Source organism: Pedobacter sp. Leaf170 (assembly GCF_920984665.1).
In the GTDB taxonomy this organism is placed as follows: Bacteria; Bacteroidota; Bacteroidia; order Sphingobacteriales; family Sphingobacteriaceae; genus Pedobacter.
The window spans coordinates 1,077,935-1,093,960 of the sequence record NZ_CAKLBP010000001.1 but is presented as its reverse complement, the minus strand read 5'-3'; the positions used below and the strand labels follow the sequence as shown (position 1 = coordinate 1,093,960).

The 16,026-nt window shown below is 37.0% G+C and carries 12 protein-coding genes; 10 read left to right on the top strand and 2 right to left on the bottom strand.

Annotated features, from left to right (window positions below; translation table 11 throughout):
- Positions 1–235: 235 nt before the first annotated feature.
- The 3 genes from LUA90_RS04895 (at position 236) to LUA90_RS04885 (ending at position 6,973) form a co-directional block, all read left to right on the top strand.
- Entirely contained in the window at positions 236–3,367 is a 3,132-nt protein-coding gene (locus tag LUA90_RS04895; RefSeq protein WP_231490491.1) for a SusC/RagA family TonB-linked outer membrane protein, read from the top strand.
- Between the two features lie 10 nt (positions 3,368–3,377).
- The gene (locus tag LUA90_RS04890; RefSeq protein ID WP_231490490.1) at positions 3,378–4,811 is read left to right on the top strand and encodes a SusD/RagB family nutrient-binding outer membrane lipoprotein; all 1,434 of its coding nucleotides are present in this window, start codon (positions 3,378–3,380) and stop codon (positions 4,809–4,811) included.
- Positions 4,812–4,894: 83 nt separating this feature from the next.
- Positions 4,895–6,973, top strand: coding sequence for a prolyl oligopeptidase family serine peptidase (locus tag LUA90_RS04885; protein ID WP_231490489.1), 2,079 nt, complete (start codon positions 4,895–4,897; stop codon positions 6,971–6,973).
- 2 nt (positions 6,974–6,975) lie between these two features.
- Here the strand turns inward: LUA90_RS04885 and LUA90_RS04880 are convergent, their stop codons facing one another.
- Positions 6,976–8,610 carry an ABC transporter substrate-binding protein gene (locus LUA90_RS04880; RefSeq protein ID WP_231490488.1) on the bottom strand — a complete coding sequence of 545 codons (1,635 nt, stop codon included), beginning with the start codon at positions 8,608–8,610 and terminating at the stop codon, positions 6,976–6,978.
- A 46-nt stretch (positions 8,611–8,656) separates the two neighbouring features.
- On the opposite strand from LUA90_RS04880, the gene LUA90_RS04875 reads away from it, so the two are divergent.
- Together LUA90_RS04875 and LUA90_RS04870 are read left to right on the top strand one after the other, a co-directional pair.
- Positions 8,657–9,109 carry a hypothetical protein gene (locus LUA90_RS04875; RefSeq protein ID WP_231463981.1) on the top strand — a complete coding sequence of 151 codons (453 nt, stop codon included), beginning with the start codon at positions 8,657–8,659 and terminating at the stop codon, positions 9,107–9,109.
- Positions 9,110–9,189: 80 nt separating this feature from the next.
- Positions 9,190–10,260: a DUF2891 domain-containing protein gene (locus LUA90_RS04870; RefSeq protein WP_231463979.1), complete on the top strand. Its 1,071-nt coding sequence runs from the start codon at positions 9,190–9,192 to the stop codon at positions 10,258–10,260.
- A gap of 575 nt (positions 10,261–10,835) precedes the next feature.
- On the opposite strand, the gene LUA90_RS04865 is transcribed toward LUA90_RS04870, so the two are convergent.
- Complete coding sequence (locus tag LUA90_RS04865) at positions 10,836–11,357, bottom strand: NADPH-dependent FMN reductase (RefSeq protein WP_231490487.1); 522 nt, start codon at positions 11,355–11,357, stop codon at positions 10,836–10,838.
- A 184-nt stretch (positions 11,358–11,541) separates the two neighbouring features.
- On the opposite strand from LUA90_RS04865, the gene LUA90_RS04860 reads away from it, so the two are divergent.
- From LUA90_RS04860 to lepB, 5 genes are all read left to right on the top strand, one after another.
- Positions 11,542–12,348, top strand: coding sequence for a ParA family protein (locus LUA90_RS04860; RefSeq protein ID WP_231463974.1), 807 nt, complete (start codon positions 11,542–11,544; stop codon positions 12,346–12,348).
- A gap of 3 nt (positions 12,349–12,351) precedes the next feature.
- Positions 12,352–13,260 carry a ParB/RepB/Spo0J family partition protein gene (locus LUA90_RS04855; RefSeq protein ID WP_231463972.1) on the top strand — a complete coding sequence of 303 codons (909 nt, stop codon included), beginning with the start codon at positions 12,352–12,354 and terminating at the stop codon, positions 13,258–13,260.
- Complete coding sequence (locus LUA90_RS04850; protein WP_231463970.1) at positions 13,260–13,994, top strand: DUF5683 domain-containing protein; 735 nt, start codon at positions 13,260–13,262, stop codon at positions 13,992–13,994. The genes LUA90_RS04855 and LUA90_RS04850 overlap by 1 nt, the downstream gene beginning before the upstream one ends.
- 31 nt (positions 13,995–14,025) lie before the next feature.
- On the top strand, positions 14,026–14,760 hold the full coding sequence (gene dapB / locus LUA90_RS04845) for a 4-hydroxy-tetrahydrodipicolinate reductase (protein ID WP_231463968.1): 735 nt from the start codon (positions 14,026–14,028) through the stop codon (positions 14,758–14,760).
- 69 nt (positions 14,761–14,829) lie between these two features.
- Positions 14,830–16,023 carry a signal peptidase I gene (lepB, locus tag LUA90_RS04840; protein WP_231490486.1) on the top strand — a complete coding sequence of 398 codons (1,194 nt, stop codon included), beginning with the start codon at positions 14,830–14,832 and terminating at the stop codon, positions 16,021–16,023.
- Positions 16,024–16,026: the final 3 nt, after the last annotated feature.

Sequence of the window (16,026 nt, the reverse complement as noted above, 5' to 3'; positions counted from 1 at the left end):
CGCCAAGTGTATTAATTACACCACCATAAAAATTACAAAGCAGCTGATTTTTTTGGATTAAGTTGTTTTTGCGTTGTTTTGTTGCTTTATGTGCATGCTGTTGCTGGTTTGGACTAAATTATTGAGTAAAACTTGCGAGAATTTGCAGTATTTATTAGATTTAATTGTGTGATTGTGTTTCTAAAAAACATATATTGCATGTAACTAAACAAAAATTAAACTAAACAACAGAGATATGAGAAAAATCTTTACCTCACTATTTTTTCTGTGTGTACTTTTTGCAGGCCTTTCTACAACGGCTCAGGTAAAAACCATTACCGGAAAAGTAACCTCATCAGAAGATGGTCAACCCTTACCCGGTGCGAGCGTAAAAGTTAAAGGAACTTCAACAGGAACTTCAACAGCAGGAAATGGAAGTTTTACTTTACAAGTGCCACAAACAAACGCAGTTCTTGTTATTAATGCGATTGGTTATACCACTCGCGAAATTAGCGTTGGAAATCGAACTTCAGTTGATGTTTCTTTAGTTGCTGATGCGCAAGAGCTACAAGAAGTTACTGTATCAACAGGTTTGGGTATTACCCGACAAGCAAAATCTTTAGGTTATGCGGCGCAAACCGTAAGATCAGAAGAATTAAACTTTAACCGTCAGCCTAATTTAATTAATGCTTTACAAGGTAAAGTTGCGGGTACAACCATTTCCAGTATGGGTGGTGGTCCTGGTCAGGGTGCAAATATTAGAATCAGGGGTGTAAATTCAATCGATCCAAATACACCAAGTGATCCGCTTTACGTAATTGATGGAGTTCAAATTGATAATACAACATCTACTTTAGGTGCAAATCCCGGAGGTACAGCTTATGGTGCCAGAGGTGTAAGTAATCGTGCTTCAGATATTAATCCAGATGATATCGAAACCATTAATATCTTAAAAGGTGGTGCTGCTACGGCTCTATATGGTTTAAGAGGGGCAAATGGTGTGGTTGTAATCACAACTAAAAAAGGAAAAGCGGGCGGTATAAGCATCAATCTAAACAGTAGCTATGGTTTTGATGAAGTGTTAAAGAAACCAGCGGTTCAAAAAGAATATACTCAAGGTGTTTTAGGTGTTTATGCAAATCCTCCAAGTGGTATTGGACCGGCATGGGGACCAACAATAGCTGAGGCAAAACTGATAGATCCAACACATCCTGATCAACTATATGATAACTATGATAGAGCATTTGGAACTGGTCAGCAAGTTAAAAACTCGGTATCAGTTGCAGGTGGTAGCGAAGCCGTTCGGTTTTTCTCTTCTGTTTCTCAGTTATATCAAAAAGGTATGATGCCAAACACCGATTATAAAAATCTATCTGGAAGATTAAATACAGATTTTACCATCAGCCCAAAATTTAAAGCTGCGGTAAATATGAACTTCAGCAACGCTGGCGGTTATACTTACAGTGCTGATAGGTTTGGTGAAGGTTTGGCTTATTGGTCGCCACGTTATGATGTTGCAGATTACATTAATGAAAATGGTACTCAAAAATACATAGGTACAAATAACCCAATCTGGGGTACAGCAACCAATCAGCTCAAAGGTGATGTAAACCGTTTTATTGCTGGTGCTTCATTAAGCTACGAGCCTGTAAAATGGTTAAACTTATCATATCGTTTTGGTTTAGATACCTATAATGATAACAGAGTTAGAACTGCACCGGGCCCGATGGGTATTGCTGGCGAGCAGGTTTATGATAACGACCAAGGTTTTTACGGTGAATACAATGCAAAATCCAGAACTTTGAACGGAACATTTATCGCAACGTTAACATCAAAATTAACTAGCGATATTACGGGTACCTTAAGGTTAGGACAGGAGATGTACGATTCTAAAATCAAGAACATCGGTACGTTGGGCAGTCAATTAAGTATTTATAATTTTTATAATCTTGCAAATGCAAAAATAATTAGCGTTTCTCAAGGCTTTGAACAAAAAAGATTGATAGGCTACTTTGGTGAGGCAACTTTCGATTATAAAAATTATTTGTTCTTAACCGTAACCGGAAGAAATGATATCACTTCAACCTTGTCAAAAGAGAATAGGTCATTTTTCTATCCTTCGGCGAGTTTAAGTTATGTATTTTCAGATCATTTTAAATTACCAGCTTCAATCAGTCAGGCAAAATTAAGATTGTCTTACGCGAAGTTAGGTAAAGATGCGCCAATTTATGCGGGTACATCATCAGGTTTTGCAACTTACACTGGTTTGCCAACAGGCTCAACAGGATTAACATTAGCATCCAATTTAGGAAACCCAAATCTTCGTCCGGAGTTTACCAATACTTATGAAGGTGGTTTAGAAATGTCGTTTTTTAAAGGTCGCTTAGGTTTTGATTTCAGTTACTATTATTCATTAAGTAAAGATCAAATCGTAAGAGCTCAAATCACATCAGCAACTGGTTACGTTACAACATCAATTAATGCAGGCAACATTCGTAATCGTGGTGTTGAGCTAGTAATAAACGGTAAGCCTGTTGATGGTCAGAACTTTAAGTGGGGTGTTAATTTAAACGTATCTGCAAACCGCAATAAAATTTTGTATTTACCTACTGAAATCATTTATGGTTCAGCAAGAGGATACGGAAATGCAGGTGTAACCATGAAACTTGTACAAGGCGAATCATTTGGTAATATCTACGGCTCTTATTTCAATAGATATTCTGGTGGCCAACCTCAGGATGGAAACTTCTTAGATAAAAATTTACCGCTCCTTATCGGTGCAGATGGTTTCCCAATCATTTCTGGGGGTACACAAAGAATACTTGGAAACTCTCAGCCAGACTATGTAATTGGTATGGGTAATAATTTCACTTATAAAAGATTTAGCTTAAATGTTTTGTTTGATGCTCGATTAGGGTTTGAAAAATACAACTGGCTTGAAGATTTTTATTCTGCTTTTGGTTTACCTGATTATACTGCCGACAGAAGAACAACAAGAATTTTTGAAGGTGTTTTAGCGAATGGACAACCAAATACTAAACCTGTTTATATGGGTCAGCGTTTTGGTCCTGATGGTGTAGATTATGGCGAGGGTTATTACCGCAGATTCTATAGAAACGTATCCGAACCATTCGTAACCGATGCATCTTGGGTTCGTCTTCGTTCTGCAAGTTTAACTTATGCATTGCCTACAAGCTGGTTGCCTAAAAAAGCAATCCGTAATGCATCCGTTTCGGTAACGGGTAATAACCTTTGGTTATGGACTAAATACTACGGTGTAGATCCAGAATCAAGTTCTTATGATGCAGGAAGTAATAATGATGGTTCTGCCGGATTCACTTATCCAACTGCCCGTACAGTTATGTTTTCACTAAACGTTGGTTTTTAATTTGATAACGATGAAAAAGATTTTAAAATATACGATGTTATCAACCTTGGTGGTTAGCGTTGCCTTTCAAGGTTGCAAAGACAGCTATTTTGATGATGTTACTAAAAACCCAAATCAGGTAACAACGCCAACATTGGCTTCTTTACTTGCAACATCAACAAGTAAGGCTGGTGTTAATAATTACAATGTAGCCAGTGCCATTGCGCCATACGTTCAATATACAGCCAACCCGGCTGCTGTTGGTGCAGGCGATACTTATCAGGCAATAGATTTCAGCGGAACCTGGGATGCGCTTTATTTCGCAATGGCTGATGCAACAGAAATGAAAAAAATGGCTATTGCTCAAGGCTCTAGCGAGTATAAAGGCGTAGCCAATGTGCTTATTGCATATAACCTGATAATGGTAAATGACATGTGGGGAGCTGCACCATTTTCTCAAGCTTTCGACATTACAAACTTTACCCCGAAATATGATACCGCCCAAGAGGTTTACAATCAAACCATGGCCTTAATTGATGAAGCAATTGTAGAATTGGCTAAAACCAATGCAACTGTTAAACTATCTGCAGCCAGCGATTTAATTTACGGTACTACAGGTGTAAATGAAAGAGCGAATTGGTTAAAATTTGCATACGCACTAAAAGCAAGGTTGTTAAATAAAGTTAGTAAAACAGCTACCTACAATCCAACTGCTGTATTGGCTGCAGTAAGTAATTCATTTACTTCAAATGCTGAAGATGCTCAAATGTCAACATTCAGCATTAGAAATTTCTGGGCAAGTGTTGCCATTAGTAATGCATCACAATCTCTTGGAGGATGGCTTTCAGAACAATTAGTTGATCATTTAAATGGAACAACTTATGGTTTGTTCGATCCAAGAATTGCAAAAATAACCGACCGAACAATTAATAATGTTTACATTGGAACTGTAAATGGTGCGGGAAACAGATTGCCAGGCGCAAACACACTAAAAGATGAGTGTTACATTTCAGTTAACTCACCATGGACCAGCCCAACTTCTCCAATCTTTATTGCCACTTACGCAGAGCTGAAATTTATTGAAGCTGAAGCTGCATTTACAACCGATAAAACCAAATCTTACAATGCGTATCTTGCTGCTATTGGTGCAAACATGGATAAATTTCAAGTGGCTTTAAGCGATAAAACTACGTATTTGGCCGATCCAAGAGTTGCAGTAGGTGTTGCAGCCTTTACTAAAGATTTAATCTTTAAGGAAAAATATGTTGCAACATACTTAAACCCTGAAGCCTGGAATGATGCCAGACGATTTGACTATAAATACAAGGATTTTACGCTTCCTGTAAACGTAACCTTGCCAGATTTTATACGCAGAAATGATTATCCTCAGGGAGAAAAAAGTAAAAACGGTGCGAACGTTCCAACTGAAGTTCCAAGAACAACAAAACTATGGTGGGATCAGTAACATTTTTATAAAAAATTACCTTCTAGGCCCTTTCCGTTTATCGGTTAGGGCTTTTTTATTTAATTTATTAGAAATTTTAGATAATGAAAAAAGTAATACTGTTTTCGGTAATAATTATATTTTCAATTCAGCTTTATGGACAAAAGTATAGCCTGCAATCTGTCTTAAGTTACCCGTTTCCAAGTCAGTTGGTTGCGGCGCCATCGGGTTCTAAAATAGCTTGGGCAGCTAATGAACAGGGTAAAAGAAATATTTACGTTGCAGAAGCACCAGATTACAAAGCAGTAAAAATTACTGATTATAAAGAAGATGACGGGCAAGAGTTAAGCAGCTTATCGATATCAGCTGATGGTAAGTGGGTTGTTTTTGTTCGCGGTGGCGACCATGGCGGTAGAGATGGCGGACCAGTGAATGCGCTAAGTATGCCTTTAATGCCTAAAGTTGAGGTTTACTCAGTTCCATTTACCGGAGGTAAAATAAATCTAATTGGCGAAGGCGATAATCCTGTAATTTCTCCCACAGAAAACAGAGTCGTATTCTCAAAATCTGGTCAGTTACTAATGGGTTCGCTGGATACGGCTATTCCTGCGAAAGCGATTATAAATATGAAAGGCATTCAGTCGGGCTATAAATGGTCGCCAGATGGTAAGATGCTAGCATTTGTTTCAAACCGGGTTGACCATTCCTTTATCGGTATATATACAAATACACAAACTCCAATTAAGTGGATTTTGCCTTCATTTTCGAAAGATGCTGCGCCAGTTTGGTCGCCAGATGGTACAAAACTAGCTTTCGTTCGCACACCTGGAAGTGGCGGTGCAACAGATTCTATCTTAACTAGAAAACACCAACCATGGGCAATTTGGGTAGCTGACGTAAATAATGGTAAAGGAAAGCAAATCTGGAAGGCACCAGAAACAATAAGAGGTTCTTATCCGTCAATTGATGGTGGCACAAATTTATTATGGGCTGATGGAAAAATTGTTTCCGCTTCTTATGAAGACGGCTGGCCACATCTATATTCAATGAATACTGATGGATCTGGCAGAATTCTTTTAACCCCGGGAAATTTTGTTGTCGAAAATGTGGAGTTAAGCAATGATATAAAAACCTTGATTTTTGCAACAAACACGGGCAAAAATGCCGATGATTTGGATCGCAGGCATATTTATAAAGTTTCGGTAGATAAAGCCGATATGGCCGCGTTAAGTTCTGGTTTGGGTATAGAATCTTATCCTGTAATTTCTGGTGATGATAAGGCTGTTTTCTGTTTAAGCTCCACCGCTCAAAGACCGCTATTGCCTGCTGTTTTAAACAATAAACAAATCGATTTAATAGGAGAAGAGTTAATTCCAAAAGATTTCCCGATTAAGGATATGGTTATTCCAAAGCATGTAAGTTTTAAAGCCGCAGATGGAAATACAGTTTACGGACAATTATTTTCGCCAAAAGATAACGCTAAAAAACATCCGGCGATTGTTTATGTACATGGTGGCCCGCAAAGACAAATGTTTTTAGGTTGGAACCCAATGGATTATTATTCTATTGATTATGCTTTAAACCAGTATTTGGCCGAATTAGGTTTTACTGTTCTTTCTGTAAATTATCGCTTGGGCTTAGGCTATGGTTACGATTTTCATAAACCTTTAAATGCTGGCGCACAAGGCGCTTCAGAATATCAGGATGTAAAAGCCGCCGGAGTGTGGTTAGCCACACAGCCAAATATTGATAAATCTAAAATTGGAATTTATGGCGGCTCTTATGGAGGTTATTTGGTTGCCTTAGCTTTAGGTAAAGATTCGAACCTTTTTGCTGCGGGTGTAGATATTCATGGCGTTAATAACCGCTTTAGCAGCAATAATGGTGATAATAGAGAACCAGCTCCGGATGCCGCATTAGCCGCAAAAATTGCTGCCGAATCTTCGCCAATTACTTACCTAAATACATGGACTTCGCCTACATTAATTATTCATGCTGATGATGATAGAAATGTTGCTTTTAGCCAAAGTGTTGATTTAGCTAAAAGGTTTGAGGATAAAAAATTTGAATTTGAATTTTTGTCTATTCCGGATGATACGCACCACTGGATGAAATTCTCTAACGGAGTTAAAGTTAGCGAAGCTACAGCAGAATTTTTAAAACGAAAACTGATGAATAAATAACGTTATGTCTTCTTTATGTATTTTAGAATCATCAAACTTAGCGGGTTTAGTTGATACCCGCTAATGTTATTCTGCAACATCACTACCGATTGATCGTAAAAAACCGGAACAACCGGCGAATAATCCATTACCATCTGATCCATTTTTCTATATAACTGAAAGCGTTTTTCGTTGTTTGTTTCGTAATAACTTTGCTCAAAAAGCTTGTCGAATTCTTTATTATAGAAGGCCGTATAATTCGGTCCGAAGGGAACCTTGTTTTTAGAATAAAACATCGACAGATAGTTTTCGCCGTCCGCATAATCTGCAATCCAGCTTCCGCGGAAAAAGTTAACATGGTTTTTAGAAATCAAATCTCTTAAACTTGTACTTGGGCTAACATCAATCTTCGTTCTAATACCGATAGCAGAAAGCTCACTTTGAATAAATTCTATTAAATCTTTATAAGTTGTTGTAGTGTTCAAGGTAATTTCGCCCATGCCTTTCCCTTCGGGATAACCAGCTTCTGCCAATAATTTCGCTGCTAATTTTGGGTCGTAATGATATCCATGAACTGCTGAACTATCAAAACCAGGCATCCCTTTGGGTATAAAACCAGATGTTGCAGCTATGCCAATACCATTTCTTAAATACTTGATGAGTTTATCTCTGTCGATGGAATAATTTATCGCCTGGCGGATTTTTTTGAGCTTTAATGGCGAATTTTTAACTATCGCCAAATTGGAATCAACCAGAATGCCTACATATTCAGTGCATAAATAAGGGCTTTTAGTTAATTGAAATTTACCCTTATATTTCGAAGTCATATTTCCACTTTTAGTCAAAATATCATCGCGGTAACTTCCATCAACGCTATAATAAAAATCTAAATCCTTTTTCAAAAAGCTCATAAATCCACTTTGTTTATCGCTGATGAATGAGGCTTTAAGTGCATCTATATAAGGTAATGGTTTTCCTTTTGTATCTTTTTCCCAGTAATGTTCGTTTTTCAAAAGCACCAAAATTTCGCCTTCCTTCCAATATTTAAATTTAAAAGGGCCGGTTCCAACCGGGTGACTTCTAAAATCTTTACCATAATGTTCTACAACCTCTTTTGGTACAACAGAACAATATTGTGAGGTAAGTAAACTCATAAAAGGTGGGAATGGTCGCACCAGTTTAATCTGGAAAGTAGTATCATTTACCGCAATGAAATTGGTTTGATCTTTTACTTTATCGCTAAAAATCCAGCCACCAGATGAGGCAACTTTGGGGTCAATTAAACGGTAAAAACTGTAGGCAAAATCTGCAGCAATAACTTTTCTGCCTTTTCCGTTTTTAAAAGCCTGGTCGTCATGAAAGTATACATCATCACGCAGGTTAAAAGTATAAGTTAAGGCATCATCAGAAATTTTCCAGCTTTTTGCAATACACGGAATGGTTTGTAATGTCGAATCGATTTGTACCAAACCATTAAAAACCTGATTGGTCATCCATATTGCATTTTGATTTCGGGCAAATGCAGGATCTAAAGATGTTAAGCCTTGATCCAAATTGATATTAAATACTTTTTTATTGTTTTCATCTAACTTTTTCTGACAAGAAAACAGCGTAACGGCGCAAAAAAAATAAAATATATACTTAAATGAGTCCTGCATGAATTAAGGATTGTTATTTTTGCACAAATTAATAAATTTAATGCAGATGTCTTTTTTAAACGATTTATTTATTGGTCTGGATGAGACCCAAAAAGAGGATTTACAAGAACGTTTAGAGATTGTAGCGCACAAAATTAAGTTTATGGATAAAATTCCTGTTGCTTGTTTGGATGCGGGCAACAATTCAAATTACTTATTGTCCGAAGAAATTTCGCAAGCTGGGGGAATGTTCGAAACAGATGTTTTTAGTGCTGCATTTATTATTTATTACCAACCCGGCAAAACACTTACCGATTTAATGCGTGAAGTTCCTTCAGCTTTAAATTCAGATTGGCAAGCGGTTAAAAATAACAGAATTATATTGTTAAATGATGATGTAAACAGATTAAGAACTGCAGAAAATGCAGTTTCTTTGATAGAAGATTTAGCAGAAATGATTCATCCGGGTTCATTTATTTTTGGCCACGAGGGCGATAAATGGATTAGGTTTGGAGCGTAAATTAGATGGAAGATGTGTGATGGAAGATAGATGATGTGTGATGGAATAATTAACAATAAAATTGTAAAATTCAATTAACCATGAGAAAATTTGCTTTTATCAGCTTACTTGTATTGTTTTCTTTCCTAACAAAGGCGCAAACTGTACCAACCTTAACTGCAGATGTAGCTGAAAAGCTTTCCATAATGCCTTTAAAATGTATTGGTCAAGAGTTTCCAAATAAAACTTCGCATGTTGCCAATACTGCACTTGATGGCAGATTATTACCAAGCGAATTGCACCCGGCTTTTTATGGTTGTTTAGATTGGCACAGTTCTGTTCATGGCCATTGGATGTTGGTGAGGCTTTTGAAAACAGTTTCTGGTTTAAAGAACAAAGCTGAAATTACAGCGCTTTTAAACAATACTTTCACGCCCGAAAAAATGAAGGCTGAAGCAGAATATTTTACAAAATATCAGGTAGCAAACACTTACGAGCGTACGTATGGTTGGGCATGGTTATTAAAATTAGATCAGGAATTATATACCTGGGATAATCCGGATGCAAAAAAATGGTATGCAGCACTACAGCCTTTAACCAAACAAATTTTAACGCTTTGGAAAGCTTATTTACCAAAGCAAACTTACCCAAATAGAACAGGTGTGCATCCAAATACTGCATTTGGTTTGGTGTTCGCTTTAGATTGGGCTAAGACATTTAAAGATGTTTCTTTTGAGGCGCAAATTAAATTAAAAGCTAAATCTTTCTATTTAGATAATGTTGCAACGCCAGCTTACCTGGAGCCCGATGGCTCAGATTTCTTTTCGCCAAGCTTAGAAATTGCCGATTTAATGCGTAGGGTTTTGCCAAAAGCAACTTTTGTTAATTGGCTTAATAAATTTTATGAGGAGCGCAGTTTAAAACGCATAAGCGATTTGCCTGTGATTAGCGATATTAACGATTATCAAGGTGTGCATTTGGTTGGGCTTTCTTTTACCCGAGCCTGGTGTATGAAAGGAATTGCCAGAGAATTGCCGAAAGGACATAAATTAAAACTTCGTTTTGAAAAAACTGCTGAAAAATTTCTTGCAAATGCTTTACCATTGGTTTTTGCGGGTAATTATGGCGGCGACCATTGGTTAGCATCTTTTGCGGTTTATGCCTTGGAATAGCCGACAATACTTGAGTCGTGTCTTCCTGAGCTTGTCGAAGGATTTGTTGGATATTATTAAAAAAAATCTGTTTTTAGATGGTGTTCGTTTAGCCGAGATTTTTTTTGAAAAGCAAGCTTCGGTGTGTATCGGTTTCGCAAGTCCCGTTATACGCTTTATCCCGAGAAATACGGGATGCTCGCTTCTACCGGGTTTATTTAACCTAAAACTGTGTTTCAAAAGCCAGATTCGACAGATTAGTATGGTATAAATCTAGTCCCTCGGTTTGTGTCTCCACAAAACGAAACATTAATAGGGTAAAAATAATTGTCTGTGGAGACACAGGCAATGGCAGAATGAATAATAAATTTGCAATAATTCCTCGGTTTGTGTCTACACCGACCGAAACCGTTGAGTTTTTCAGTTTTATGCAAAGAATTAAGTACTTAAACCCGGTTGCAGCGGTACCCTGCAGCGAGGAAGCATGACGAAGCGAGGCGTACAAGCGCAAAACGGGACTAACAATAAAATGAAATGCAGGTTTTGCTTTTCAAATTAATGATTGAATTTTGATTGATAGAAGGTTTGAATAAAGGTTAAAATTTGATGAACTTTTCTATTTGCTCATCAATAAAACTAAGTGTGTCTTCTTTTATCAATTTGCCTTCCAAATCGAGCTCGTTTTTAATGTTTGGGATATGTAAACGCAAGGGTAAAACATTAAGATGTACGTAATGGCAAACACCTGTAAAATGCTCAACACCACGAATGTTGCCATATTTTCCTGAAGAAATACCGACCAAGGCAGCTTTTTTATCGTAAAAACTATCAGGGAAATTACTGGCATCAATTAATACCTTCAGTACGCCAGGATAACTACCATTGTACTCAGGCATTACGAATATGAATTTCTCTGTATTGTAAATCAAATCTTGAATCTCTTGAAACGCTTTAGATCTTTTACCGTACATGTCGGTATTTAAAACATCGGCAGGCAAATGCTCCAAACTAAAAACTGTAGCCTGCAAGCCTTTTTTTAAAAGTTCAGACTGGTAATATTTGGCAACTTTTAGCGTATTGCTATTAGGTCTGTTGGTTGCCGCTATTATTGTTATCATGAAGTAAATTGTTAATAAGATGTTTAAAACGCAAATACTGTAATTGCTAAAATTGCCATATAGTTTGTATCTTAGCTGATTGACAAAAAGGGCTTAAACAAAGCAAAAATAGAACATTTTGCCGATTATAAGGCATTAAATAAAGAGCCCTAACGTAAGCGTAAAGTAAATTTCGGACATATAGATGAGCAAAATAATTGCATTAGCAAATCAGAAGGGTGGTGTTGGTAAAACAACTTCATCAATTAACCTGGCGGCAAGTTTAGCCGTATTAGAATATAAAACCTTGTTGGTTGATGCTGATCCTCAGGCAAATTCAACTTCAGGTATCGGCTTTGATCCCCGAAATATAAAAGACAGTATTTATGAGTGTATTATAAATGATATCGACCCTGCACAGGCAATTCAGAAAACAGATACGCCAAATTTAGATTTATTACCGGCACACATTGATTTAGTTGGTGCAGAAATTGAAATGATTAACCTTAACAACCGCGAGTACAAAATGAAAGCGGTTTTGGAGAAAATTAAAGATCAGTATGATTTTATTATTATTGATTGTTCACCATCGTTAGGTTTAATTACCATAAACGCTTTAACCGCTGCAGATTCTGTTATTATTCCGGTTCAATGCGAATATTTCGCATTAGAAGGTTTAGGCAAATTATTGAACACCATAAAAATTGTGCAAAACCGTTTAAATCCTGAATTGGAGATTGAAGGTATTTTGCTAACCATGTATGACGTTCGTTTGCGTTTATCAAACCAGGTGGTTGAAGAAGTAAGAACGCATTTTAACGAATTGGTTTTTGAAACCATTATTCAGCGTAATACTCGCTTAAGTGAAGCGCCTAGTTATGGTGTTTCGGTTATTATGCATGATGCAAATTGCAAAGGCGCAATAAATTACCTTAACCTTGCCCGCGAAATTGTAAAGAAAAACGGCTTGTTAAAGGAAGAGGAAAATATAGGAACGGAAAATTATAAATAATAGATGACATCTTTTCAGCGAAAAACAGGATTAGGCAGAGGATTAAGTGCGCTTTTAGATGATAGCGAATCGGCACATCCGCCTAAGCAGCAGGTAAATGCGGTTAGTGAAACGGAGCAGATTGGCAATATAAGCCATGTAAGTTTAAATGAGGTTGAAACCAACCCTTACCAGCCACGTACCGAATTTGACCAGGTTGCATTAAACGAACTTGCTGATTCGATTAAGGTGCAGGGATTAATACAGCCAATTACGGTTAGAAAAATCGGTGCAAATAAATACCAGCTAATTTCTGGTGAGCGAAGATTTAGAGCGTCTAAATTAGCAGGTTTAACGCAGGTTCCGGCTTATATTCGTAGCGCTAACGACCAACAAATGTTGGAAATGGCGCTTATCGAAAACATTCAAAGAGAGAATTTAAATTCTATAGAGGTTGCTTTAAGTTTCCAGAGAATGATTGATGAAGTGGGTTTAAAGCAAGAGCAACTAGGCGAACGTGTTGGGAAAAACCGTACAACGGTTACCAATTATTTACGTTTACTAAAATTACCGCCTGCAATACAAGCTTCCATTCGCGACCAACGCATTACAATGGGCCATGCAAGAGCATTAATTAATGTTGATGGCGTTGATAAACAATTGTTCATCCATCAGGAGATTTTAGACAAAGGTTTGTCGGTTCGTAAAGTTGAGGAGTTGGTTCGCAACCTTCAGCACGCACCGCTAAAAACTGCTGGAAAATCTAAAGAAAAAGGTAATTCTTTTCAATATCAAAAATTACAAGATGATTTAGCTTCAAAATTTGCTACTCGTGTAAAATTAAAGGTTACACAGAATGGAAAAGGGGCCATCGAGATTCCTTTTGTAAGTGATGAAGACCTTAACAGAATTTTAGAATTATTAGATTGGTAATGTTAAATAACAGGATTGTAATAACGTTATCTCTGGTATGTGTTTTCTTTTCAAATCTAGCTTCGGCTCAGGTACAGGATACTTTATTAAAACCAATTGACACTGTAAAGGCTACACCCATTAAAGCTGTACCCATGGATACCGTCCGCAAAAAAGCAGATACGGTTAAGTATGTAAATCCTGGAAAAGTTGCCGGGAGAAAAGCTGTTTTTAAATCGATGTTGATTCCCGGATGGGGACAGTTATATAACAACCAGCTTTTGAAAGATAAGTTAAATGCAAAAGGTGAAAAAACAGGTCATTTTTGGCAAAAAACTTACACTTTGGGTAAGGTTGGGTTGATATACGGTGGTTTTGGTGCATTAACTTTATCATATATTGAAAGTCGTAAAAATTATAAAATTTTCTTAACTGAGGCACAAAACAGAGCATTTAATAATGCTCAAACCGATCCGGCACTAAAGAGGGACCTTAATACGGAGTTATCAAGATATGATGATACCAACGTTTTAAATGCCCAGGCAATCTATAAAAGAAACGGACAAATTGTTATCTTTTCTTATTTTGCACTTTATGGTGCTCAAATTATTGATGCTTACGTTGCGGCCAGACTAAATTTTTTCGATGTAGATGATAAGCTTTCATTTAATGTGAGTCCAACTTTGATAAATAATCCAAATGCCATGTATGGTTTTAATAATGCGCCTGCTTTAAAACTTTCTATAAAATTTTAATATATAAATCACCTAAACTTATAAATAACCGATGAAAATTGCGCTTTTAGGATATGGCAAAATGGGACAAATTATCGAGAAATTTGCGCTTGAACGTGGTCATGAAATTGTTCTAAAAATTTCTATCGATAATCAGGAAGATTTAACCCGTCAAAACTTAAAATCGGCAGATGTTGCCATTGATTTTAGTACACCAGATTCTGTTCTGAAAAACATTGATGTTTGTTTTGATGCCAATGTTCCTGTTGTGGTAGGTACTACAGGTTGGTACGGTAAATTACAGGAAGTTAAAAATGAATGTAATAGCAGTAACAATACTTTACTTTATGGGTCTAATTTCAGCATTGGCGTTAACTTATTCTTCAAATTAAACCAAACTTTGGCTAAGTTGATGAATAATTATCCTGCCTACGAAGTTCAGGTTGAAGAAATTCATCATACTCAAAAGCTTGATGCACCAAGCGGAACAGCGATAACTTTAGCAGAAGGTATTGTAGATAACTTGGAGCGTAAATCTGAATGGTTGAACGAAGTAGTTGGAACAAATGTGGAGGTTTTTCCGAAAGGAGAACAGTTGCTAATTGAATCGCATAGAATTGAAAATATACCGGGTACGCATACGGTAATTTACAGCAGTGAGGTTGATGATATAGAAATTAAGCACACGGCACACAGTAGAGCAGGTTTTGCATTAGGTGCAGTGGTTGCGGCAGAATGGTTAAAGGACAAGAAAGGTTTTTTCAGCATTACTGATATTTTCGAGTAGGCTGATTTTAATAAACAGATAACGGTTAACTGATTTTAATTTTAAATCGTTAACAACTAAACAAGATATATGAATTACAAATTCTGGCAAAAAAAACAGGATGCCACCAAAAAGAAAAAAACTAAAACCCGCGAATGGGTTGATGCCATTGTTTTTGCCGTTGTTGCAGCAACAATAATCAGGGTTTTCTTTATTGAGGCTTATACCATTCCGTCTGGTTCCATGGAGCGCTCATTATTAATAGGCGATTTTCTTTTTGTAAGTAAAGTAAACTATGGCGCTCGTATCCCGATGACACCGGTTGCCTTTCCTTTTGCACATCATACCATGCCAATTACTGGTACAAAAGCCTACTGGGATGGCGTTCAGTGGAAATATCATCGCTTACCTGGTTTATCAGATATAAAAAGAAATGATGTTGTGGTATTTAACTTCCCGGAAGGTGATACGGTTGCTTTAGAAAACCAGGTGCCAAGTTATTACGATTTGGTTAGGCAAAGTGGACGCGAAGCGATTCATAGCCAATATACAATTGTTAGTCGCCCGGTAGATAAACGCGAAAATTTTATTAAACGCTGTATCGGTATTGCGGGTGATGTTATCAGCATGAAAAATGGTATTGCAAACATTAACGGTAAAGATGAGCCTTTAATAAACACCGGAATGATGCCTTACAAAATCGAATTTAAAACCATGGAATTTAATTATGGTGTGTTTGATGATTTAAAAGTAAAGCTCGGCGATATGCAACTGATTGGTGATAATACCTATGTTGGAGATTTATCGCCAGAATTAGCCGAAAAAATTAGAGCCTTTGATTTTGTAAAATCTGTTAATATGTTTGCCGCTACTGCATCTGATGTAGAGCCAGGAGGCACTTTCCCTCACGACCCAAAACGTGTTTGGAACAGAGATAACTTTGGTCCGATAAAAATTCCTGCTAAGGGTTGGACGGTTAATATAGACAGTAACACAATGCCTTTATATTACCGAGCAATTAGAACTTATGAAGGCAATAAAGTGGAGGAAAAAGCCGGAGTATGGTACATTAATGATAAACCTGCTACAAGCTATACTTTTAAAATGAATTATTACTGGATGATGGGCGATAACCGCCATAATTCTGCCGATTCTCGTTATTGGGGATTTGTGCCAGAAGACCATGTTGTTGGTAAAGCATTGTTTATTTGGATGAGTTGGGATAGTGAAGGCAGTTTCTTAAATAAAATCCGTTGGAATAGATTATTACGAGGTATTAAGTAAAAT

Coding starts and splice junctions, on each gene's coding strand:
- LUA90_RS04895 (WP_231490491.1), top strand. CDS start 236: ATGAGAAAAATCTTTACCTCACTATTTTTTCTGTGTGTACTTTTTGCA.
- LUA90_RS04890 (WP_231490490.1), top strand. CDS start 3,378: ATGAAAAAGATTTTAAAATATACGATGTTATCAACCTTGGTGGTTAGC.
- LUA90_RS04885 (WP_231490489.1), top strand. CDS start 4,895: ATGAAAAAAGTAATACTGTTTTCGGTAATAATTATATTTTCAATTCAG.
- LUA90_RS04880 (WP_231490488.1), bottom strand. CDS start 8,610: ATGCAGGACTCATTTAAGTATATATTTTATTTTTTTTGCGCCGTTACG.
- LUA90_RS04875 (WP_231463981.1), top strand. CDS start 8,657: ATGTCTTTTTTAAACGATTTATTTATTGGTCTGGATGAGACCCAAAAA.
- LUA90_RS04870 (WP_231463979.1), top strand. CDS start 9,190: ATGAGAAAATTTGCTTTTATCAGCTTACTTGTATTGTTTTCTTTCCTA.
- LUA90_RS04865 (WP_231490487.1), bottom strand. CDS start 11,357: ATGATAACAATAATAGCGGCAACCAACAGACCTAATAGCAATACGCTA.
- LUA90_RS04860 (WP_231463974.1), top strand. CDS start 11,542: ATGAGCAAAATAATTGCATTAGCAAATCAGAAGGGTGGTGTTGGTAAA.
- LUA90_RS04855 (WP_231463972.1), top strand. CDS start 12,352: ATGACATCTTTTCAGCGAAAAACAGGATTAGGCAGAGGATTAAGTGCG.
- LUA90_RS04850 (WP_231463970.1), top strand. CDS start 13,260: ATGTTAAATAACAGGATTGTAATAACGTTATCTCTGGTATGTGTTTTC.
- dapB (WP_231463968.1), top strand. CDS start 14,026: ATGAAAATTGCGCTTTTAGGATATGGCAAAATGGGACAAATTATCGAG.
- lepB (WP_231490486.1), top strand. CDS start 14,830: ATGAATTACAAATTCTGGCAAAAAAAACAGGATGCCACCAAAAAGAAA.